The sequence below is a fragment of the Pirellulales bacterium genome (assembly GCA_035656635.1).
Taxonomy (GTDB): domain Bacteria; phylum Planctomycetota; class Planctomycetia; order Pirellulales; family JADZDJ01; genus DATJYL01.
This window is the reverse complement of record DASRSD010000048.1, coordinates 15,450-36,582: the sequence shown is the minus strand read 5'-3', so window position 1 is coordinate 36,582 and position 21,133 is coordinate 15,450. Positions and strand designations below refer to the sequence as shown.

Here is a 21,133-nt window from a genome sequence, read left to right as displayed (position 1 = left end):
AAGGCGGCGCCAATTGATATTTTGCGCCGCCGCTTCCGCTTCCGCTTCAATTCGTTCAGCAATCACTCGACGGGCTGCGTATTGAAAATCCGGTCCCCGGCGTCCCCTAGGCCGGGCACAATGTACTTTTTGGCATTCAACTCCGGATCGATGGCACACACATAAATTTGCGTGTCGGGGAATTGAGCAAACACTTCGTCGATTCCTTCCCGAGCTGCGATGATCGCACATAACTTTACCTGTGGCACGCCCCATTCTTTCAGCGTGGCCAGCGCTGCCACTGCGGAACCGCCGGTGGCCAGCATCGGATCAAGCACCAATGCGACATCGACCGGGCTTGTTCCCTGGATGCGGCTGTAATATTCGACGGGCGTCGCGGTCTTTTCATCTCGATACACGCCCAAGTGCCACACTTCGGCGCCGGGTATCAAATTCAGCACCGGATCGACCATTCCCAAGCCCGCACGCAAAATAGGAATCAGCCCAATGCGCTGGTTCAATACCTGTCCGGTCGTTACCGCCAAAGGAGTTTGCACGTGGGCTGGCGCTAATTCTAAATCTTTCGTGGCCTCGTAGGCTAACAACAGGGCCAATCGCTGCACCAACACGCGGAACTCCGCCGGCGGCGCGCTTACATCGCGCAGGCGAGCCAAATGATTGGCAATCAGCGGATGCTGCACCTCGAATATGCCCGACATTCGCTGCTTCCTTTCCCGCGGCGCGCTGGGCCGCAATTGCGTTTGGATCGTCATGGGCACACCTCTGTCGAATAGATATGAACTGCGAAACCTGCGGCTAATTCCAAGCTTACTACAATTGACAACAAATGGCCAGCGCCGCTGAATCGTCCTTGCTTCTGGAGGCCGTCAACTTTGTGCGTGGTCGATTTGTCGCCTATAAGCAGCAAAGTTCGCTTGTTCCTGATCGTAATCGAGACCATCCCGTTGGCTCCACGTTTGAGGAGAAAGGATTCCGGCCGCGTTCTCGATGCGAAACCGCTGGGTTTCCTGCAGTTGATCGCGCACCACAAGCGAAGGCGGCACCGTCAGAATATCGACCAGGTTTTCCGTTTCAGCGGGCAATTTGCCCGCGGCGACCGCGCTCCTTACTGCACGCCACATAACGTCCGAGTCGTCGCACACTTGCTCCGCTTGCAACCGTGCGAACATCCGTATGGCCGGGCCTTCAGCCATCATCGTGGACGAATAATTGGCATTCGAAGCGTCGGAGCTGAGCATGAACTCCGGCATCACCAACCGGCTGGCGACAGCTCGCAACTCAGCCTGCAAGACCGTAACGAAATTGGCCGCATCGACTCCGGCTGCAGGAAAGTCGTATTCCACGTTGGCATTGGCATCGAGAATGGTGCCTGGTCCATAACGGCGGAAGGTGCTGGTGCGACCGGCATTGGGCGACGTGACGGTAATATCGGCCTGATTGGCCACAAATTGCTGCACGCCGGTGGCGGTTCCCTGGCGATGCTTTCGGATGAGCGCAATGGCCGATTGTATTTCAGCCACGACACTCATATTTCGCAATAGCTTTTCGGCCCGGCGCAGATTTTTTCGCACGGGATAAAACAGCGGCAAACCGCGGCGAACGTTGGCGTCGACATTTGCTTTGCGATGTTGAATCTCGGCCGCATCAACCAATTGGCCGTCGATGAAATATCCCAGCACGGTTTCCACGTCGTTACGATCGGTAAGAATGCCCAGTCCCGCTGCTGGATTGCCGGCCTGATCGGAGGGCGTGAAGATTTGATCCGGCTCGACAAAGCGCAGCCGCAGCGTGCCATCGGGCGCCACAAAGTATCGCAAGAATGCCTCACCATCCCGGTCGCGCCGACGCACAATTTCTTGCTGCCGTTGGTGCCAATGATTGGCGAACATAAATTCGTTGATGACGCCCTGCACGCGCGCCACCAGCGCTTCTGCAGTTCGATCCGTGCGACCTGCAGGCGGATCGGTAACGATTTTCCGCGCCGCGACCCGATACGAGTGTCCCGGGCCGACAATGTAACTAATTCGGTTCTCATGGCCATTGATGGCAAATTCGTTTTCCAGCGCCAATACGCGACATTGCCGCCGAATCTCTCCCAAGTGTGCTTCACTGGCCGGTCCTAGCATGGGCGACCCGCCGGACGTGCCGTTGCTGCCCAGCGGCAGCCACCAATCGCCATCATCGGTAAAGGGTTCGCGCGGATCAACAAAGCTATCCCACAAGTCGTCGTACGCTTCGAGCAGGCGTTTTTCGAGCCGATCGAGCGTGGGTTGAATTGAATGTGACATGATCGTTCTCCATTTAAGTGGGTGGATTGGCAATTAAATTGGCAGCCGCGGGTGAGGCACCTAAATCAACCGGCTTCCTAGGCCGTCATCCATGGGCGTGGGTTGCAAGTACGCTTCGGCCAGCCGCAGCGCCATTTCGGCGGCGTCGGGCCCGTCGTCATGCGACGAGATCGGAAACTCTTTCATTTGCTCCAATAGCATTCGCGTGCCGGGAGAATTGGTTTTGAAGTGCAGCCTTCGCGCGGCCAACAGCGGTCCCAGCCGGCGAATGCGGACCGCCTTGTTGATTCGATTTTCAATCGAACAGGGCGCAATGCCTACCATGCCCTGCCTTACGAATTCAGCGGCAAAATCTGCCCCCAGCAATTCTTGAAACTGGTTGGCTTCCAGCCCGAACACATGCGGCTGAAAGCGCCGACAGAGTTCGATTCCATCGGTCACCATTTGCGGCGACGGCCGCCGGGCCAAATCGGCTTCTAAATACAACTGCCCTTGTTGATCAACACCCAGCATCACGAAGGCCGAATAGTCGCCATGTCGGGCATCGGCTCCCTTGCTGGGATCCAGCGCCAGGGTGCGCAATCGCAAGTTTGCCGGCCACTGCTCGAACCAAATCCAATCGCCGAAGTACGATTCGGGCCATTCGCATTGTTCGGGATTGACCGGCGTGCTTTGCTTTTCTCGTTCAAAAGCGGTGCTGCCGCTTTCGCAGCGCATGCACATGAGGGTGTATAAATTTTCCAGTTCCGGCCACAACAGCACCGCCCCCACGTCCATTCGCTGCTGGTTTTCCTCATAGAACATTCGAGCGGCGGCTCGTGCATCAAGCCGCTCAATATCGCAATAAATTTGTTCCCAGGCATGCCATAGGGGCATTTCGTCCGGCCACTGTTCAATTGCCCGAAAGGTTCGCGAAATCCACCCGGGCGTGCGGTGCAATTCCATCGCCAGGCACTCGCGATGCAGCGCCGTTCCTAGATTGATCACGCTGGTGGAAACTGTGCCCGCTTTCATCAGCATGCCGTGAAACCACGCGCGGGAGTGATCGCGGGCCAGGGCCGACTGAATGTGGCTGTCGTTTTGCAAATCGTCGCACACGATCAACGTGGGACGATAGAACCTGCGTCGTCGGCCGCGAATTCGCTGGCCTGTGCCGAAGGCTTCAATCATTACGCCGTTGGGCAAGATCACGGCGTTGCCGCGCCACACCGGGCCCACGCCGGCCGATTGTGGATAAGCCGCCAACAATTCCCGATTTTCGAGCAATTCGGTTTTCACATTTTCCAAGTGCGCGGCAGCCTGATGCTTGGTATCGGAAACAATCCAGATGTAGGGCTCGCGGCCTGTTAATGCTTCGCGCAACACATAGGCCAAAGTGGTGACGGTCGATTTCGCGCTGCCCCGTGGCCCGGTGACATTCAGCTTGGCGCCGCGATTTCGCAGCATGGCATCTAACTGCTCGGCCAGCCAGCGATGCATTTGCGACGCCGGCAAACGGAAATGGTCGGGCAGAAAAGTTCGCGACCAGGAAAGCAAATCGGAATCCAGCGCGCTGCCAGTTTCGTGACCGTACCTTTCCTGCAGGCGGTGAGCGCGATGAAACAAGCCATCGACTTGCTCGCGCCACATTCGCGGGGTGCGCCAGGGGTGGGGAATATCACTTGGCATAGGGAAGCTTTTTGGTCGAAGGCGTGGTGAGCGTTTCGTGAGCAACCTTGGCCAGTAATTGTCGCAAGGCCTGTGGATCGCGCGCGTCGGGAGCGTGTTGCATGGCTTTTTCCACCAGGTGATCGACCACGTCGTGCAGTTGGGCCATGGGAATGGTGTCGGGGCGGCGGCGTTCGTAACGCTCCGGAAACATTCGCTCCAAGGCCCAAGCCGCCGCGCGCCAGTATTTTCCTTCCATGGCCGCGTTGGAAATATTTCGCAGGAACGCAATTTCCGGGCTGAGCTCGGTTTTGAGCAACCGTTCGGCGAACTGAGGATCGCGCTTGGCCACATTGCGAATGGTTCGCGCGGAGCATCCCACATAGTGCGCCGCCATTTGCCGTGTGCCGCCCAGCGACAAAATGGCGCAGATTTCACGCTGTTTGCTTTCGTCGAGGCTGGTTGTTTTCATGGCAGAAAATGTTTTCGATGAGAAATTATGATTCGCCAAAAGGGCACATTTCTCGAAAGAAACGCGGTGTTTGCGGTTTATACTTTCCTCAATGTTTCCTCTTGAACTGGGCCATGCTCGCTGTGCTGTGCGCCGTGATATTCAAACGAAACGACCGCTCGGCCGGAGCTGCCACGGTAGCCGGGAATGAATCGCTCCGCGTGGTGAGCGCCCGTCTTCATCACGTTGACCACGCGCCATTTGGGCGAGCGCCGGCAATGAGCAACCAGCGCCGGATGGCTGGCAGTGACGTTCAAACGGTTGCCGTCAGCGCGATGCAAATCGGCCACGGCTTCCACCACCCGCATGCCTATGCCCACCCCTTGATAATCGGGCAAAGTAACAATGCGCGAAATTCGCCAATGCTTTTTCTTGCCGATGACCGGCAGCGTGGCACAGAACGAAACCGGCTCGCCGTGCCACAAAGCGACAAAGCAACGCGCCATTTTGCTCAGGTTGGCGCTTAAATAGTGATGCCGCGCAAACAACCGCCACACAGCATGTCGGCAACGGTGGAGTTGCAGTTCAATCGTCGGTCGCCGAAGTCGCCTCCCGTATTGCGGAGCTTGGGTTTGGGAAGCGGGCTGCGGAGCCGCACCATCGTCAAGGTCGTAATGCGTGAACTGGCGCGTGGCCATGTCGATGACCCAGTCGGGCGACAGCCACTCCAAAATGTCGTAATGGCACGTGACCGCCACAAACTGGCAATCGATTTGCCCGCTACGCACCGCCTTGGCGACAGCTGCAGATCCAATGCGGGCCACATTGCGATCGACCACGCTGGTAAATTCGTCGAAAGCCACCAGCGAAGATAGTTTGTTGGATAACGCCCGCGCCAAATCGCAGCGAAATTTCTCTCCACCGCTAAGGACGTGGTACGGCTTAACCCAGGAAGGAGGCGAACTGAAGCCAACCGCAGTCAGCAGGCCGGTAATTTCGCGAATGGACAACTCGCTAAAACAATCGATGACGGCCCGATTCGCCGGCCATTCGATTTTCTCGATGAATTGCTCGCCGAATAGCCGGCGCGCTAGCGTGGTCTTGCCGCTGCCTGAGGGGCCGACGATCACACCGATTTGCCATTCGAACTGTTCCGGCCCCGAGAGCGCTGGCACGTCGACGGCAAATTGCTCGCGCACTTTTTGAGCCAGCGGCACATCAAACATGCCGGCCACTTGCTGCACGCGGAATGAATCGTACACCGGACATTCAAGTTCAACATTGATCAGCATGAGCGAAGCCTCTCGTCGCAGGTTCTAAGTATTTTCAAAGGGTAAGCACGCGGCACTTGTAACCCTGGGCGGTCAATTGCTCGAACAGTTGTTGTTGCTGCGCCTCGTCGTCGCACTCGACGACAATTTGGAACAATTCAGGCACTTCGATTACTCGGTGCGGCTGGTGGGAATCGTGCTGAGATTTTTGATTTGCCCCGGGGTTCGCAACCGTGTCGAGCATGCTTTGCACAGCAGCGTTTTCGATGGGCACTTTCGCCAGCAGTGAATGAAACGCCTCGAGATCGACCGTGGCCATACCGCTGAGCGGATCGTAAGTGGCCAGCAGTTTGTCCGCCTCTTCGTGCGACAAATCAAGGACGAGCACCGGCACCAGTAAATCGGGCGTGGTTTCCGCGCGCAGATGACCGTCGATTAGCTCCAACGATCCGTCGTCTAATTCCCGAGCCAATAACGCGCCGGCATAGCCAATTTCGGCCAGCACGCCGCGCAACGCATCTTGCTGCGCCGCCGGATGAATCCGCCAGTTTTTCGGATTGGGCCGCAAGTCCCGGGCAGGGACACGGCGCAGCTCTTTGATGCGATCGCGGATGTGCATAAATATCGATTGGTTTGATGTGGGTTTGGCAGAAAACGATGTAACAGCTGAACAACGGAAACAAACTGCGAAGTTCAAAGCAGCAACTGACGATTAGCCGGCCAGCGCAGGTAAGTGGCTCGACCATTGGCACTAATCGCCAGTTGCCGTTAAGGCAAGTTAGCGCGCGCGTACTCGCACGCGGCTAATTTGGACCCGCGCCATGCGCTTGGGATGGTGCACAACCTGGTTCACTACGACGTTGGGGGTAACCACCGCCGGCGTGGCCAACACGGTGGCAGGCGCCACGATGGCTGGAGTCGCCAGAACCGCGACGCTGGGCACCGCAAAACTTTGAACAGCGACTACCGGCGCCGCCTGGGCAACCACCGGCACTGCTTGGACGGCGATGGCGGATTGCTGGCAGACATCGCACGATGCGGCGCTCACCGCCACCTGTGGGCACGCTGTGGCAACTTGCGTTGCCAAAATTGTGCAAATCAAAGCGGAAGCGAAATGTACGACTTTCATGGTCTTTACTCCTAGGTGTGAGGATCAGGGAAAATTCGTAAATATCAGTCAGGTTTTTTATCGGGGGGCGAGGCTGGGGCCGCCGCAGGCAATGCGCTTTGGTGCGATAACTCGCCGATGATTGCGTTTCGTTCTTCCGACGAAAGTTGGCTTCCCTTGGGCATGCGGTTGGTGATTACCGCCTGAATGACTCTTAGCCGATCGGCGGGGGAAAGCGCACTGGGCAGTTGCAGTGAAAGGCCTGCCTTGGGAGTTTGCCCTCCGTGGCAGGAAGCGCAATGCGCGACCACCAGCGATGACGGATTGGGCGCCGAAACCATTGGCGGTGCATCTGCCGGCGCCGCCGGAGCTGCGGCAGCGGGTGGTTGAGAACTGGGCAGCACATAATCTGCCGCCCGGCCTTGCAGTTGCTGATAGCTGTAGAAATAAGGCGCCAGCGGTGCAACGGGCACTCCGACTGGCACGGCAAACGGAATGACGACTTGAACTTCGCCGCTAGATTGGGCCGACACTTTCGTCTGGCAATTGGCCGACAGCGGCGATGCTCCAGCGGCTAACAGGATCGATCCGGTAATCGAGGCGAAAAACATTGTTCGTGGCATGATGGGACTCCGTCTTAGTGGCGCGATGATTTTTTATTTGGAACTATTTATTTGGCGGTGTGATGTTGATTCGGTACGCTTGGGCGGCTAATGCCGCTTCGGCAAAACTCGATTCCCACTGCCCGCGCAGCACGGGTCGATCTTCAAGCAGCAGCAAAATGATTGGATCGCGCGTGGCAAATAATGCTTGCCGGAATTCAGTCGGCTGTAGCCCAACCTCAACGGCTGCTTGCTGCGGTGTCACCGGCAGATAAGCAAACTCTCGGAAGAGTGCCGCCAGCGATTCGGCCAATTCCTCCGGCTTCATGCCGCCAGTGGCGCGGGCGACGGCATCGGCATAGCTTTGTCGGTCGAATTCCATCTGCCGTTGCAAACGCGGTTCATCATAAAATTCGACGGCTCGCTCTACGACATTCGGATCGGGGCTGTACAAATCGACGTGGCCGGAGAGCAATTTGGTTTGGTCGTCGACGAATGGGCGCAGGCCAGCCTCCCGATGGCAGCGAATGCAAGAGATCAGCGGAACCACAATGCCATCGCCGACCGGGTCCGAAGTATCTTTCGCCACTCGATCCGGAACGGAATCTTGACGCTTGCCGGCGGAATTGAAGAGCGCGGTTCGCCATAAGCCGTTGGGCGCCAGTGCAAACCATTCGCCCAAATCAAATTTGAGAGCCAGCCCCGCTGCGGAAATTGGCCGCCGCAGCGGATCACGCTCCGCGTCAACACGCTCCACATCGAGCGTGGAGTAAACGCCGCCGAGTGGTCCTTGCGTCCAAACAATGCGCCGTGGCTTCGCGGTAACGCCGCTCAAAACCAAATTCGCGCCGGCATTGGCGCGCAGCCGGTCGACCACCTCGCGATCTACGCCCAGCGATTTGAGAAATTCATTCTCGGTGTTCGGGACATTGGCGAATTCGTAGTAATGCGGCGTGGTGGTCGCCTGAACGACGAAATAATCGGCCCGCAGCAATGCGCCACTTGAGTGCGTTGCCGTTCGGAGGTATGCGGCGGCGGTCAGATCGGTCCAGCCGCCGTCGGTGGTAACCGTTTTCAGTTTTTCGGATTGAGGCGAAACAGAGGTCGAAGTCTTCTTCTTGTCTGTTTTTTCATTTTCCGACTGGGTAGCAATAATGACTTCGGTGCGTAAATGGAAATAAGAATCGGTCTGCGCCAGTTTTTCCCATGCGCTGGCCCAGGCGGAAAATTCATCTGGGTTGGACACGTACTGGTTGATGTTGAACCGAACCAGCGTAGGCGTGATCGTCACCGGCTGACTAATTGCTCGCCGGTTTGAAAGCGCATTGAGCACATAGCTAACCGATTGCGCCGCCGCGCGACGCTTTGCTGGATCGATCGCATACAAGCTGAGATACCGCGTCGCTGGTTGTATTTCCGGCGACATCTGCTCGACGTCGACGGCCGCAGCTCGAACCTCCTCGGCAGGCGAAGCAATGGCCATCAAACCAAGGCAAATTGACAGGGTGGGCAACATGCGTGGTGTTACTCGCGGCAAGTGATTTCAAAACAAACGGTGGATGGCAAAAACGTGCTACGCGGCCGGCAACAACTGCTCCAGCAATTGCAAAATTTCGCCCAGGAGCGAAAGCCAGTGACTCCAGTCGATCGTCAATTGAGCGGAAGCAGCGACTGAAGATTGTCCTCGAATACTTGCGGGCACCGGCGGCGGGGTTTGAAGAAGAGTCTCCAAATATTGACCAACTGCCAGTACCAGGTTGAGCAGTTGTGGATTGGCTTGAATGGCTTGCAGCCATGTAACCCATTTCGAGCTGAGGCCCATCGTGCCTGCCAAATCCAACAGAATTTGAACGGCACTTTGCAGCTGGCTGGTCGAACTGAATGGATCGGACAAAGCGCCGAGTTTCGATAGCGCTTCCAATAAATCGCGCAACGTGCTGAGGGTTGGCAAGGTCAACGAGTTTGGAGAATGGGACGCATTCATGATGTGCCTTTCGCAGAAAAAGTAGAATTTGGCGGGATATGATTTTCCGGGAGCGTATTTCTCAAGTGACCGATCGACGCGGCAAGTTCGTTTACGGCCCTGGTCATTGCGGCCGCATCGTCCAGCCGCTGAGCGCGCTGGCTGGCCATCTCGCATAAAAATGCGTTGCGGTCGATTCGGTGTTCGCCGCGCTCGGCCGCTAATTCATTGCGGAAGTGATGGACCAATTGCGGAATCGTCTTAGTTGCGGTGTACCACGTGTACCAGCCGAGGATGGCCGTGGCCGTAAGATTGCTCAATTCTGCAACCGGCGGCTGCCCCGTCAGAGCTGCAATCGTGGCAACGGCAAACAATGGACCAAGAAGAATTTTCATGTGGCAACCCGTGCGCATAAAAACAGCCCACGACCGGAAACGTCCGGCGGCGGGCTCGGGAAGATACCGTGCAGCGACAACATGGCTTGGAGGGCCATTAGTGATCGTGCGTACAGTATCCTAGCGGAACGGGTGGCCCAATTTCAAGAGGCACAAAAAACGGCAGAAAATCCGCGCGGGTTAAAGTAGGCCGGCAAAAGCCAGTGGCCGCTGCAGAAGGGATTCGAAAAAGTTATCGCGCGGGCACGGCTTGAGATTTTTCAGCCAGTCGGCCGCGTGCCCCACCTTCGTACGCGCTGAATTCCGCCCAAATAGGAAAATGATCGGACACTTCCAGCGCTTGGTTCAGCGTGAGATTGAATTCTCGCATGACGTCGAACACGCCGGCATGACCCGTAAATTCCACCGTTGCGGTGCGATCGAAAATGATATTGTCATACGTTTTGGTGCCGCGGGTATTGGTTGGCACGCCGGAAATTACCCAACTGATATTGGGAATTTGCTTCAGCAATCCGAATTTCTTTTCGTCGGCATTGAGATCGCCCATCAAAATAATGTCGTCTTCTCCATGACCGTCGTTCCGCACGGCACGGTACACTTGCGCCAGAGCGTTCAGTTCGGACTCTGCTTCGGCGGGCTCGGTGTGAATGTCGATCAGCGTAAAGGTAAACGCCTGCTCGGGCGGCGGTCCCCGGGCGCGGAATGACGCAACCATTGGCGGCCGTTGGAATAAATTGTCCCGATCGTCGATGGTATAAGCCGAGCTGCGATCGACTTCCAGCGATTGGGTGTCGAAGATGAACGTGTACAGTTCCTTATCGTTGGTACGGCCGACGCGGGGGCCAACGAGAGAATCGTAATGGCGGCCCGTTGAGTTAATAAGTTCCACGAACCGCGGCACCACATCGTCCGTACGGACTTCTTGAATGGCCACCAGATCGAACTTGCGGACAATCTCCGCCAGCACTTGCATAACCTCGGGCTTGTTGACTTTAGTATGGCCAAAAACTTGGATGTTAAACGAAGCCATTCGAATCGTGTCGGCATTGGTTGCCGGCACAGACGCGTAACTATCTCCACCGTGCGCAGTGGTGGTGGTGGCCTGCGAACGAGGTTTAACGGAGACTTTATCCAACCCATTGAGTTGAAAATGCTGCAGAAACCAATAGCCGCCATAGATGAGGGCGGTCAGCAGTGCGACGGAAACATGGCGGCGACGCATGATTGTTCTCCGAACAGAAGCAGCAAGATCGAATGGGCGCTGTGCTTACAAACGACCCAGGCATCACAAGAACTGCCCGGGCCGATGCTTTCCTTAGAGGCGGCTAAAGATAACGCCCCGGCTTTAACTGCTCCAGGGCAGTTCGGCTAGCGCCGAGCTTCGCGGACGAGATGTCCAATTTCCGGAAGAATTAGTTTTTCCATTGCCAAGCGAACGGCAGCCGTGGAGCCGGGCATTGCTAGCACAATGGTGCGGTCGATCAATCCGCCAATAGCGCGGCTCAGCATGGCGGCGGCGCCGATCTCCTGATAGCTCAGCATGCGGAAGATTTCCCCGAAACCCGGCATAGTTTTCGTCAGCAGGCCGCTGATCGTTTCAAAGGTTTGATCACGGCTGCCAACCCCAGTGCCGCCGGTCAGCAAAATTGCGTCCAATTTGGGAAGTTGCTGAAAGTGGGCGATGGTCTGGCGAATTCTGTCAGGCTCGTCGGGCACAATCTCCCAGGCGACGACCTGATGTCCAGCTTGCTTCAGCGGATCGACAATGGCGCGGCCGCTGGTGTCGTTCTCCAGGGTGCGAGTATCGCTAATCGTAATTACCGCGGCGAAAACTTGCGTCGGGGATTGTGCGCGGTGTTCTTGAACCGATGCCGAGGACATATGTATTAGATTGAGAAAAAGAGTGACGGGTAACCAGCAAAATATCTCTCCAATAAAGGCATTCCGAGGCAAAGTGGCCGGCGGAAGCCGGCGCGATTATACTTGATAGTGTACCCGTTCCGGAACTCGTGCCAGTAAAACCGCCTGGCAAATGCCAGGCAATGCACCGCCATGCCAGCAATTTTTCGCTTATTTTCTGCCGCATGGGCGATAATTCTTGCACTCTCCATTTGCGGGGCGCGCGCAGATATTTTTGAGTTGAGCAGCGGTGGACAAATTTCCGGAGAGTGGATGAATCGTGACGAGACGCCGCGGCAGAAGTACGTCATTCAGACGTCTGCAGGGGCGACGCTGACTTTCGATCGCTCGCAAATCAAAAAAGTTACCGCACAAAGCCCGGCGGAGTTGGAATACGAAAAAATCCGGCCCACCTTTGCCGACACTGCCGAGGACCAATGGCGATTAGCCGAATGGTGCCGCGAAAACTCTTATTCCAAAGGACGGCAGGCGGCACTGGAGCGAGTTTTGCAGATCGACCCGGACAATCGAAAAGCGCACATGGCACTGGGCTACAGCCAGGTCGATGGCCGTTGGGTACAGCAAGATGAGGCAATGCGCGAGCAAGGCAAAGTCCGGTACATGGGGCAATGGGTTTTTCCGCAGGAGAGAGATTTGCTGGAACAAAAACGCAAGGACGATTTGGCCGAAAAGCAATGGTTCACCACTCTGAAGCGGTTGCGAACCGGGCTGGACGATCCTGCCAAGGCCGATCAGTTGCACGAAGAATTAAATAAGATAACCGATCCGTTTGCAGTTCCGGCACTTGTGCAAGCGCTCGATTCCGAACGCGGCCGGCAAGCGCGAATCTGGTTTTTAGACACACTGGGAAGAATTGCAAGTGTGGAAGCGGTCAAGGCGATTGTGGAGCATTCTTTGGGTGACTCCGACGACGAGCTGCGCTTAACATGCTTTGATGAACTCACCGGCAAGGCAGCCCAATTGGCGGTGCCGCTGTATATTGCGGCTCTCAAAAGCAAAGACAACGCTCGTGTGAACCGCGCTGGCTATGCGCTAGGAAAACTGGGAGACAAAACGGCAATTTTGCCGCTGATCGACTCTTTAATTACTACGCACACTTATACGCTTGATGAAGGAGCGAACCCGGGCCAGATTTCCGCCGGATTTTCGCCTCAGGGGGGCGGCGGAATGACCATGGGGTCAGCCCCCAAGCGAATCCGGCGCGAAATGACCAATCAGCAGGTATTGGACGCTTTGGTCACGCTTACCGGCGGAGCAAATTTTGGCTTCGACGAACATTCTTGGCGGAAGTGGTATGCCGCGGAGAAAAAACCTCCGGTCGTCGATACCCGCCGTGGCGAATAATTGCTTCTTGAATTGATACTGGCTGCTGCTTCATTTGTAAATCAGAGCAGCAGCGGTATTGGGAAAATCTAATCGAGAACTTCGGTGCGCTTAAGCCGCCGCTTGGTCCACGGGCGCTAGATTAGGCTTCCGCTTGGCAAGCGTCCATCGGCCAAGGACTGACAGAGCCACGCGGTCTTCCAGATTTGGACGGAAGATAGTCAGCAGGGTCAATGGCAAATACCAGCCCAGCAATTGACCGCCTCCCAACGCATGCCAAAATTGGGTGCCCAGCATCACCGCCGCGGAGCAACTCAGGAGGGTTCCCAGATTTTTTTGAGCCGGCCAAATGATTAAAGAAATGCACATCGCCACAAATGCCACCAACACGGGTAGGCGATAGGCAGGAACGTTATAGCTAAGGCCCCAGAAGCCCTGCAAATTATCCATGCGAGGAAATATCCATCCGAACATTTGCCGCAAATCGGTTGAAAACGAATGACTGTAGGGATGGAAATACAAATTAGCGACTAACAGCAACAACATCACCGCCACGCCGATGGCAAACCGCATTCCCCCCCGCTTCCAATAAAAACTGCACCACAATGGAAGCAGAAAAATGGGGTAATAAAAGATTCCGATGGCTAAGCCCAGCAGAATCCCGGCAATCAGCGGCCGCCGGTACATGGCTACGGCCCAAACTAAAAAAGCGGCAAGCAAAACGTGGTAAACCTGGCCGATGTGGGCCGCGGTATCCATGTAATGTCCGGTAAGGATCGCCGTGTAAGGCAGCAACAAGTATAGAACCGCCGCGGCGATGCCCGTTTTAATGTTGTCAAAATGGCGATAGCCAATTACCACCAGACCCAACACCACGGCTAAGTAGGAGAAAATGGCCACCATCCGAGCGGTTGCCAGCTTCAGTGAATTTTGAGCCTCGGAAGTGGCCGGCAACGCCGGCGATTCTGCAGGGTGACCTCCCTGAAATAGAATTCGCGTGGGCAATTGGAAAATATCAAATAGCCAGGGATACCCGGGGCCATAAAGGACAAGTGCACTCTCTCCGGCAGGCTTGTCTGTGTCGCGGTCCTCCGTCTTAGGTTCCGTCACCGTTGGAGTGGGCGTTACGTCAATTGTTTCCGAGGCTATGTGTTTGACGGAGAGTTCGCTGGCAGGTTTGTTGGTAGCCACATTGGCCATTAGGAACAGCAGCAATGACAAGCCTAGGAATGTAAGACCGCCGGCAGAGAGATTAGGCTCCAACAACGGGCGCCGGACCATCAACGGATCTAACAGCATTCGCACGAGGAACAACCCAACCATTACAAACAGCCAGAGATAGCCAGTTTGCTGGTAGGCCGGCGAGGCCGTCTCTTGTCCGTAGATTACAAACAACAAGCCGGGAGCCAAGAAGAGCAGCCCGATCAAATCTAGATTTCGAACGCTCCACAGGCGATTGAACTTAAAGTACAACGAAATAATCAGCAGCGACGAGAGGTAAACCCAGGTGGTCGGGCTTACGCGTTCGTAATACAGAAGAAAATCGCTCATGTTCGGCAAAACGGGAATGGATAACCCGCTTCTCCTATCTGAGCTAATGGTGCCATAAGCCTTTTCAAAATGGGAGGCTCAGATAAAGATGCCCAATCTCCCCGGAACCTGTCGTCGAATTTACATGAATGAATAAAGCCTACAATACGCCGTATTCCCAAGATTGCAAGCCCTGTTCCGGAAGGCAGTTACGACTAAAAAATTCGCGAGTTCGCATGCCCGATAGGCCAGCCGATTTGTCGCCGCTGAATGCCGCGCCGTCACATCGGAAAACCGCACGATGAGCAAATTGGCCTTACGAGGAAACCCGAATCACCAATTGGGTTTGCATGGTTGAGGAGGCGTCGGTGCCTCGGAACGATCCAATCGTGGGTGCTGCGGCTAATGGGTTGAGGCCAGCGGCCACCGCTACGTGACGATCGGCAACGGCCACCCCCTGCCCCGGATCAAAGCCGCGCCACCCAGCGCCTGGCAGATAAACTTCGGACCAGGCATGCAAATATCGATCGCCATCGTCCTCTAATTGTGACTGATACCCGCTGACAAAGCGCGCCGCTAAACCGGCAGCGCGACAGCATTCGCCAAACAAAACTGCCAAATCGCGGCAGGTTCCTTGCCGCGATTGTAACGTCGTCTCAGCCGGAAATGCGTCCCCTTCGAGGCGGATGGTTTTTTGGCAATTCGTACTAATCCAACATGCTAGAGCCGTCAAAAAAGGAATCGTTTGACGATTGGTTTCCGCTAAAATTGAATCGACCAGCGCAGTAACTGCGCTGCCGTTGGATGTGTCGGTGATGCGGTACGGAGTCAATACCGGACAAATATCTGGCCGATACTTAACCGGCAGCTCCACCGCAGCACCATCCAGTAAAAAGTTGAATGGATTTATGCAGGTTGTTTCCACCACGCTATTCACGCCAAGCGACAACGCACACGTCGGGCTGCTGAACCAACACTGCGTGGCGATATTGCCGTCGACATCCAAATATTCAGTTATCCCTGCCGGTTGCGGGTCTACCGTAAGTTGGTAGCGCATTAGCCGCTGCAAAATATCTTCGCGCGGCCGAAGCCGGATGATTAACGGTTCACAAAACACCATCCGGCTATATGTGTAGCGGGTGATGTGCTTGATGTGAAACAGCATAGGATGAGACGCGCCAAGAGGAATTCAAACCAGTGACGATCAGCATTTGCCAAGCATGGAAGGTTTCAGTGATACGATCGGCCGTAATGATTCTGAAGGCGCTCAACCGCTCATCGGGATGGTTTGAGTGTGACGTTGCTCAAGACGCATAAAAGCCTGATTCAGCCATTGGGATGGCAATTCGTTGAGTGAGGCCCGCAATCGTTCTTGCCACCACTGGCAGCTTTCCGCCAGATCGGCCTTTTCATAACGGTATTCGTACATTTCTTGGCCGCCGCTTTCAAACAGAACCACGTCGAGGGGAAAGTCGACCGTGGCGCTGCTGATGCGCGTGCTGTCGAACGCCAGGGCGCCGACCTTCAGCGCCAGTTGCATGCCGTCGGAATACTTAAGTGTCCGATCAAGAATTGGCTTGCCATAGCCGGTTTCGCCGATGATGCAATACGGCGTGCCGGGGCCAATTTCCACCCAGTTTCCTTGGGGATACAACAAATACAGCTTGTGTTCTTTATCGTGCTTCAGTTGCCCGCCGACCAGGGCGTGAAAATTAAACAGCAGCTTGCTGTTTTCGAGCGCTTCCTTGTCTTCCGCGGCCACGCGCCGAGTTTGCGCCGCTAACGCATTGACTGCTTTGTGGAGACGATCGAATTCCGAGGTGGTCTCATCCAACGCTTCCTCGAAATACGTGATGATTTTGTCCCGCACGCTGCGTAGGCCCGAAGTCATCACGAACAAGGGATGCCCTGCGTGATGAAACACGGTGAGCTTTCGTGCGGTAATGCATTCGGCGCCTGAGGTAATTCGGGTGTCGGCAATTCCAACCAGTCCGGATTCAACTTTCATGCCCAGACAAAAGGTCATTGGGTAGCTCCATGTCGATTCGAAGTCGAGAGTGGCACGGTCTGCTGTGCAAAAAACGTCGTCTGAATAGCCTCGCCGACAAGATTCAAGTTTTTCTGAAAGCTGTCAATAAACTCGTGCAGTCCACGGTCGATAATATCGCCAATTTGAGCGTAATCCAACTCGGATCGAAGTTGACCCATACGCCGTTCCGCTTGATTGCGGTACGTGGTGGGAGCCGTGCCGGTAATGGCGTGCAACGATTCTTCCGCGCCGCGCAAACAAAACCGCAGCGCGCGGGGAAATTCGGCATTCAGGATTAGAAACTCCATAACCTCGGTGGGAATAATGCGTCCATGCCGTTTACGGTACATTTCCAAGGCACTTGCCGATTTTAATAATGCGGCCCACTGAATCGCGTCGGTAGGTGTGCCCACGTCGGCGGCACTGGGCAAAAGAATATAATACTTCACGTCGACAATGCGAGAGGTTTTGTCTGCCCGTTCCAGCAAACGACCCATTTGTGCAAAATGCCACGCTTCCCCGCGCGACATCGTGGCCTCCATAATTCCCACGATCAACTGCCCACTGCGCTTGACGTTGTTAAAAAACTCAAACGGATTGTCGCCGGCACGTCCATTGCGGGCCGCCTCCTTCACGAGTAAATAGAATTTATTCAGCTCTTCCCAAACCGGAGCGGCGATAATTTCGCGGATAGTACGGGCATTCTCGCGAGCAAATTTCAGACAGGAAACGATTGAGTTTGGATTCTCCTCATCAAAGGCCAGCATGGCCACGGCATTTTTTTGATTCGCGGTGCCGTAACGCTTGTAGAACTGCTCATGATCGCCGCTGGTGTAAATGAGCGGGTCCCATTGATTGGCCAAGGTGCCGCCCAAATCAAGCGTCAGGTTCAAATTGACGTCGACGAAGCGCGCAGCATTTTCCGCGCGCTCAATGTAGCGGCTCATCCAGAAGACGCAATCGGCCACTCGGCTGAGCATACTTAATCCGCCTGAAATGTATCACTTGTTTACCACGGTGTAATCACGGTGTGGCGATAATCCACTACGTTTTGGCAAGAAGATGTTGCGTTTGATTGTCGACTTGGTGTTGGGGAAAGTCTGGCTGGAGCACCCAGGTATCTTTGCTGCCGCCTCCCTGAGACGAGTTAACCACTAATGAACCGCGTTGTAGCGCGACTCGGGTTAGACCGCCGGGAAGTACAAAAATATCTTCGCCATAAAGGATGTAGGGCCTCAAATCGACGTGGCGTCCTTCAAAATGGTCGTCGACCAAAGATGGCACGCGCGAAAGAGCCAGCATGGGTTGAGCGATGTATTCGCGAGGCTTTTCTCGAATGCGTGCAGCGCACGCTTCCCGTTCGGCGTGCGATGTCTTCGGGCCAATCATTAAACCATAGCCGCCGGATTCGTTGGTCGGCTTCACGACGAGTTTGTCAAGATTTGCTAAGACGTGAGCGCATTGCTTAGGATCGGCGCAAACAAAGGTCGGGACGTTGGACAAAATAATGTCCTCATTCAAATAATATTTGATGATTTGCGGGACGAAAGCGTACACAGCCTTGTCGTCGGCAATGCCGGTGCCAGGGGCGTTCGCTAGTGCCACGTGGCCAGCGCGGTAGGCGCGCATTAAGCCCGGCACGCCTAGCATGGAATCGGGCTGAAACGTTTCAGGATCGAGAAAAATATCGTCAATGCGCCGGTAAATGACATCGACGCGCTGAATGCCCTGGGTGGTGCGCATGAACACGTAATCGTCGAGCACGACCAAGTCGCGACCTTCGACCAGTTCCACGCCCATTTGCTGAGCCAAGAACGAATGTTCAAAATATGCGGAATTGAAAATTCCGGGAGTCAGCACGACAACGGTAGGATCGTCCGGCAACTGGGGAGCCAAATATTGCAGCGTTCGCAACAGCCGCTCCGGATAATCTTCCACCGAACGAATGCGCAGGCCTTCAAAGACTTGCGGTAAGGTGCGCTTCATGACCTCGCGGTTTTCCAGCACGTACGATACGCCGGAAGGACAACGCAAGTTATCTTCCAGCACGTAGAATTGCCCATCGCCATCGCGCACCAAGTCGGTGCCTGTGACATGGGCCCAAATGCCGCGAGGCGGATTCAATTCGGCACACGGGGGCAAATAGCATTTTCCCGAGTGGAGCAAATACTCCGGCACCACGCCATCCTTGACGATTTTCTGGCGGTGATAAACGTCGTTGATGAACATATTGAGCGCTGCAATGCGCTGCTTAAGTCCCCGTTCGATGATTTCCCACTCGGCGGCTTCCACAACTCGCGGCACGACATCGAACGGCCAAATTTTCTCAGTGCCCGCCTGATGCCCATACACGGTGAACGTGATGCCCAGGTTCATCAGGGTGCGTTCGGCATCGCGCTGGCGCCGTTGCAGTTCCCCATCGGAGAGCGACTCGATGCGTCGCACCAGCGCCTCGCAGCGTGGGTGCGGCGAACCGTCGGGGCGAAACATCTCGTCGTAAAAGCCATCGGAGGAATAACTGGTGAATCGCATGATCGAACGCCGCCAGTGCAGTCAGGGTTGTTGCCCAAGGAATAGCGAAAATCGGACGCCGGGTCACTCGTCACGCAAAAGCGGCGTGCCTCGAGCATCGGCAGTTATGCAAAGCTTATGCCACATAGTACAGAATGAGGGCTTTCTACGGCGAGCCGATCAAAACTTCGGTTCCACACTATGTTAGCATGGTCGAAAGGAGTTGGAGAATAGGTCGTTGCCCAAACGACCAACGGTTGACTGCTTAATCTGTGTGCAACCTTGCCGAGATTGTAGGGGACTTTCTTGCGTCGAGTTGCCTGGGCAACTGCTCTGCGATAACTTGGAGGCGAAGCAATCCACTGCATAAAATCTACCATCGAAAGGAGACAAAGTTGCCCGTAAGTTCTCCCGTCAAAACTGTCAGCGGCCAAATTGTTGACATCATTAACCAACGGATTTTTTCGGGCACGGTCCATGTCGCCAATGGACGGATTGCCCGAGTCGAGGAAACCGCTCAGGCCGAGAACAAATTTCTCCTGCCTGGCTTTGTCGACGCGCATGTGCATATTGAAAGCTCCATGCTCGTGCCCAGTGAATTTGGCCGTTTGGCTGTAGTACATGGAACGGTAGCAACGGTGTCGGATCCGCACGAAATTGCCAATGTGCTGGGCACGCCCGGCATTCAATACATGATCGACGATGCAAAGCATTCCCCGGTGAAATTTCATTTTGGGGCCTCCAGTTGCGTGCCGGCCTGCAGCTTTGATCGATCAGGAGCCGTGCTTGATGCGGCAGAGGTTGCTCGCATTCTGGATGATCCGCAGATTAAGTACCTTTCGGAAATGATGAATTTTCCAGGGGTGCTTCACGATGATCCGGAAGTGATGGCCAAGATTCGCGCTGCGCACGGGCGGCATAAGCCAGTCGATGGCCACGCGCCTGGATTACGTGGCGACGCGCTCAAGAAATACGCCGCTGCTGGAATCAGCACCGATCACGAAAGCTTCACGTACGAAGAAGGCAAGGAGAAAATCGGCCTGGATATTAAGTGCCAAATTCGTGAAGGCTCCGCGGCAAAGAACTTCGAGGCTTTATATCCGCTGATCGGCCAGTATCCAGAAATGTGCATGTTTTCCAGCGACGACAAGCACCCCAACGATTTGGTCGTTGGGCACATCAATCAGCTCGTTGTACGGGCAATTGAGCGTGGTCAGCCGATGTTCGCTGTTTTGCGGGCAGCATGTGTGAATCCGGTTTTGCATTACAAGTTAGATGTCGGACTGTTGCGGCCAGGCGACGCGGCGGACTTTATTAAGGTCGATCATTTGAGCCGGTTCAATGTGCTGCGGACTGTCATTGACGGCCGGGTTGTGGCCGAACAAGGGCGTACTCCGTTGGAACGTGTTACGGCGCCAATCGTCAACCAATTTCGGGCGGAGCCGTTAAATGCGAAGCAGTTGATCGTGCCTGCTCCCACAGAATCAGGAAAAATGCTACGGGTGATTGAAGCCATCGATGGGCAAATCGTCACCGGCAAAATGAGTATCTCACCAAAGATTGAGAACGGACGAGTTGTCTCGGACGTTGCTGACGACGTGCTTAAAATTGTTTTGGTCGATCGCTACCGTGGCGGACAGCCGGCCATCGGTTTTATAAAGAATTTTGGACTTCGGCAGGGCGCTATTGCGTCCACGGTATCGCACGATTCGCACAACTTATTGGCCGTGGGCGCCGACGATGAATCAATTGTTCGTGCAATGAACTTGCTGATTGAGTGCCGCGGCGGCATTAGCGCGGTAGGGAGCGCGGAGGCAGAAAAGATTGAAGCGGTTTTGCCGCTGCCCATCGCTGGACTGATGTCGCCTGACGATGGCCACCGGGTCGCACAGGAGTACTCCCGAATCGATGGTTTAGCCAAACGACTGGGTTCCAAACTTGCTGCCCCTTATATGACCCTGTCGTTCATGGCTTTATTGGTAATTCCAGCTCTAAAATTAGGTCCGGATGGATTATTTGATGTGAATGAATTCAAACCGGTTTCCTTATGGGAATAAAATGCGCTTCGCGGATCGGCTGCCGCCCGTCTTTTCAA

The 21,133-nt window shown here is 55.2% G+C and carries 20 protein-coding genes; 2 read left to right on the top strand and 18 right to left on the bottom strand.

Annotated features, from left to right (window positions below):
- Nucleotides 1-62: 62 nt before the first annotated feature.
- The 13 genes from upp to VFE46_04045 all read right to left on the bottom strand — a co-directional run bounded on the left by upp (nucleotide 63) and on the right by VFE46_04045 (nucleotide 11,606).
- The gene (upp, locus tag VFE46_04105; protein ID HZZ27169.1) at nucleotides 63-752 is read right to left on the bottom strand and encodes a uracil phosphoribosyltransferase; all 690 of its coding nucleotides are present in this window, start codon (nucleotides 750-752) and stop codon (nucleotides 63-65) included.
- 114 nt (nucleotides 753-866) lie between these two features.
- Nucleotides 867-2,288: a phage portal protein gene (locus VFE46_04100; protein ID HZZ27168.1), complete on the bottom strand. Its 1,422-nt coding sequence runs from the start codon at nucleotides 2,286-2,288 to the stop codon at nucleotides 867-869.
- Nucleotides 2,289-2,348: 60 nt separating this feature from the next.
- The gene (locus tag VFE46_04095) at nucleotides 2,349-3,956 is read right to left on the bottom strand and encodes a hypothetical protein (protein ID HZZ27167.1); all 1,608 of its coding nucleotides are present in this window, start codon (nucleotides 3,954-3,956) and stop codon (nucleotides 2,349-2,351) included.
- A complete protein-coding gene (locus tag VFE46_04090; GenBank protein ID HZZ27166.1) occupies nucleotides 3,946-4,407 on the bottom strand; it encodes a hypothetical protein in 462 nt (153 codons plus the stop codon). Before VFE46_04090 ends, VFE46_04095 begins: the two co-directional genes overlap by 11 nt.
- Nucleotides 4,408-4,484: 77 nt before the next feature.
- Nucleotides 4,485-5,678, bottom strand: a complete 1,194-nt coding sequence (locus tag VFE46_04085) for a GNAT family N-acetyltransferase (GenBank protein HZZ27165.1) — start codon at nucleotides 5,676-5,678, stop codon at nucleotides 4,485-4,487.
- Between the two features lie 34 nt (nucleotides 5,679-5,712).
- Nucleotides 5,713-6,276, bottom strand: a complete 564-nt coding sequence (locus tag VFE46_04080) for a hypothetical protein (protein HZZ27164.1) — start codon at nucleotides 6,274-6,276, stop codon at nucleotides 5,713-5,715.
- Between the two features lie 159 nt (nucleotides 6,277-6,435).
- Entirely contained in the window at nucleotides 6,436-6,786 is a 351-nt protein-coding gene (locus VFE46_04075) for a hypothetical protein (protein HZZ27163.1), read from the bottom strand.
- Nucleotides 6,787-6,830: 44 nt separating this feature from the next.
- Nucleotides 6,831-7,388 (bottom strand): cytochrome c, encoded by a 558-nt coding sequence (locus tag VFE46_04070; GenBank protein ID HZZ27162.1) that lies wholly within the window; start codon nucleotides 7,386-7,388, stop codon nucleotides 6,831-6,833.
- A gap of 43 nt (nucleotides 7,389-7,431) precedes the next feature.
- Complete coding sequence (locus VFE46_04065; GenBank protein HZZ27161.1) at nucleotides 7,432-8,850, bottom strand: hypothetical protein; 1,419 nt, start codon at nucleotides 8,848-8,850, stop codon at nucleotides 7,432-7,434.
- Nucleotides 8,851-8,940: 90 nt separating this feature from the next.
- Nucleotides 8,941-9,351 (bottom strand): hypothetical protein, encoded by a 411-nt coding sequence (locus VFE46_04060; protein ID HZZ27160.1) that lies wholly within the window; start codon nucleotides 9,349-9,351, stop codon nucleotides 8,941-8,943.
- Complete coding sequence (locus VFE46_04055; protein ID HZZ27159.1) at nucleotides 9,348-9,725, bottom strand: hypothetical protein; 378 nt, start codon at nucleotides 9,723-9,725, stop codon at nucleotides 9,348-9,350. Before VFE46_04055 ends, VFE46_04060 begins: the two co-directional genes overlap by 4 nt.
- Before the next feature lie 232 nt (nucleotides 9,726-9,957).
- Nucleotides 9,958-10,947, bottom strand: a complete 990-nt coding sequence (locus tag VFE46_04050) for an endonuclease/exonuclease/phosphatase family protein (GenBank protein ID HZZ27158.1) — start codon at nucleotides 10,945-10,947, stop codon at nucleotides 9,958-9,960.
- A 146-nt stretch (nucleotides 10,948-11,093) separates the two neighbouring features.
- On the bottom strand, nucleotides 11,094-11,606 hold the full coding sequence (locus tag VFE46_04045; GenBank protein HZZ27157.1) for a MogA/MoaB family molybdenum cofactor biosynthesis protein: 513 nt from the start codon (nucleotides 11,604-11,606) through the stop codon (nucleotides 11,094-11,096).
- Between the two features lie 291 nt (nucleotides 11,607-11,897).
- Between VFE46_04045 and VFE46_04040 the strand changes: the two genes are divergently transcribed.
- Nucleotides 11,898-12,989, top strand: coding sequence for a hypothetical protein (locus VFE46_04040; GenBank protein HZZ27156.1), 1,092 nt, complete (start codon nucleotides 11,898-11,900; stop codon nucleotides 12,987-12,989).
- Between the two features lie 90 nt (nucleotides 12,990-13,079).
- Here VFE46_04040 and VFE46_04035 read toward each other — a convergent pair whose 3' ends face one another.
- From VFE46_04035 to VFE46_04015, 5 genes are all read right to left on the bottom strand, one after another.
- Nucleotides 13,080-14,519 (bottom strand): hypothetical protein, encoded by a 1,440-nt coding sequence (locus VFE46_04035; GenBank protein ID HZZ27155.1) that lies wholly within the window; start codon nucleotides 14,517-14,519, stop codon nucleotides 13,080-13,082.
- Nucleotides 14,520-14,814: 295 nt separating this feature from the next.
- Nucleotides 14,815-15,663, bottom strand: coding sequence for a transglutaminase family protein (locus VFE46_04030; GenBank protein ID HZZ27154.1), 849 nt, complete (start codon nucleotides 15,661-15,663; stop codon nucleotides 14,815-14,817).
- Nucleotides 15,664-15,765: 102 nt separating this feature from the next.
- Nucleotides 15,766-16,524, bottom strand: a complete 759-nt coding sequence (locus tag VFE46_04025; GenBank protein ID HZZ27153.1) for a proteasome-type protease — start codon at nucleotides 16,522-16,524, stop codon at nucleotides 15,766-15,768.
- A complete protein-coding gene (locus VFE46_04020; protein ID HZZ27152.1) occupies nucleotides 16,521-17,507 on the bottom strand; it encodes an alpha-E domain-containing protein in 987 nt (328 codons plus the stop codon). Before VFE46_04020 ends, VFE46_04025 begins: the two co-directional genes overlap by 4 nt.
- A 64-nt stretch (nucleotides 17,508-17,571) precedes the next feature.
- Nucleotides 17,572-19,059 (bottom strand): circularly permuted type 2 ATP-grasp protein, encoded by a 1,488-nt coding sequence (locus tag VFE46_04015; GenBank protein ID HZZ27151.1) that lies wholly within the window; start codon nucleotides 19,057-19,059, stop codon nucleotides 17,572-17,574.
- A gap of 374 nt (nucleotides 19,060-19,433) precedes the next feature.
- On the opposite strand from VFE46_04015, the gene ade reads away from it, so the two are divergent.
- Nucleotides 19,434-21,095: an adenine deaminase gene (gene ade, locus VFE46_04010; protein ID HZZ27150.1), complete on the top strand. Its 1,662-nt coding sequence runs from the start codon at nucleotides 19,434-19,436 to the stop codon at nucleotides 21,093-21,095.
- Nucleotides 21,096-21,133 lie beyond the last annotated feature (38 nt).